Source organism: Streptomyces sp. NPDC042336, from assembly GCF_055581985.1.
The window spans coordinates 1-1242 of record NZ_JBVJEA010000108.1; the positions used below are offsets into that span (position 1 = coordinate 1).

2 pseudogenes are annotated in these 1242 nt (G+C 69.6%); one reads left to right on the forward strand and one right to left on the reverse strand.

Annotated elements, in window-relative coordinates:
• Positions 1–270 (forward strand): annotated as a pseudogene (locus ACZ6IM_RS42645) (hypothetical protein); the annotation flags it as partial.
• A gap of 398 nt (positions 271–668) precedes the next feature.
• Here ACZ6IM_RS42645 and ACZ6IM_RS42650 read toward each other — a convergent pair.
• Positions 669–1110, reverse strand: a pseudogene (locus ACZ6IM_RS42650) (bacterial transcriptional activator domain-containing protein); the annotation flags it as partial.
• Positions 1111–1242: the final 132 nt, after the last annotated feature.

Consider the following 1242-nt stretch of genomic DNA (forward strand, 5'->3'; position numbering starts at 1 on the left):
GGCCGTGCCGCGCCGGGGGTACGGGTGCTGATCCTGACGACGTTCGGGGAACGCGACAACGTCCTGCGGGCGCTCGGCCACGGCAGTGCGGGCTTTCTGCTGAAGGACACCGCCCCGCAGGAGGGCAACATGCTGGCCCTGCAGTGGAACGAACCGGGGTCGCCGAACTCTTCCAGAGCTGCTGCCCGGGTCTGCCCGGCTGTGGTGATTACCCGAATACCCCGGTGCAGCGCGAAGCGCGGCACGATCGATGTGGCCTCCGGCCAGTAGCCTGACGCGTTCGGCCATGCCCTTTCCGTAGGCAGTCACCTGTTGCGAGCGGTGTCGGTCGCGGCGAACCGCCCGATCCGCCGGTGGGCCAGTCCATACCGGCCAGGGGCCGCATAGTCGGGAGTGACATGATGGGCCGCCAGACAGGTCTTGAGGTTCATGGGCACTACGCACGCGGCCGCGTCCTTGCCGCTGAGTCGCCGCCTCACCCACGGTGGTGCCCGCGCTGTGGACGAGCAGCAGCTCACCCGGCTGGACGCCGAGGTCGTCGAGCGCGCGCCACGCCGTCTCGGCCGCCATCGGCAGCGCGGCGGCCCCTGCTCGACGGTCACGCCGTCGGGGATACGTTCCCAGGCTGGCATCAGCGCGTACTCGGCAGTACCGGCAGTCGGACCGTCGATGCGGGTGATCGTGGTGTGCAGTCCTTGCCGGTTTCCGGCGGCATGTTTGAGGCGGCACCACTCGCGGTAGAGGAGCTCGGCGGCGTGGTCGGCGTCGAGGCCCGTTGCGACGGCCTGGCGTGCGGTGTGGAGGTCGTGGTGAGGGCCGGGGGAGGTTTGGTAGGTGGCGACGGTGTGCGCGACATCGATGATGCGGGTGGTCATCTCCTGCTGGTAGGGCCCACGGCAGCGGGGCGCCCCCGAACGGCCTACCGCGTACCAGGGTGAGTGCCTTCTCCAGGTCGGGCAGGCCGCCGGGGCCCGTGGGTAGGGCGCGTTCGACGAGCTTCAGGAAGCGGGTCCAGTTACATTGCACGGCGGTGGCCAGGTGGTAGGGGTCTTGGCCGGTATTGCGGCGCGGCACGTAGGGATTGCCGTCGGGGTCGTCGCCTAGTGCTCTGACCGGGAAGGTTCGCCGGGTTGGTGATGGCGGCGGTTGGATGTGCGGCGACGTCCGTCCGATCGTTGGGGGTGTGGTGGCAGAGCCCGTCCGTGTGCGCAGGTTGACCGATCAGGAGGGGCAGAAGCTGCA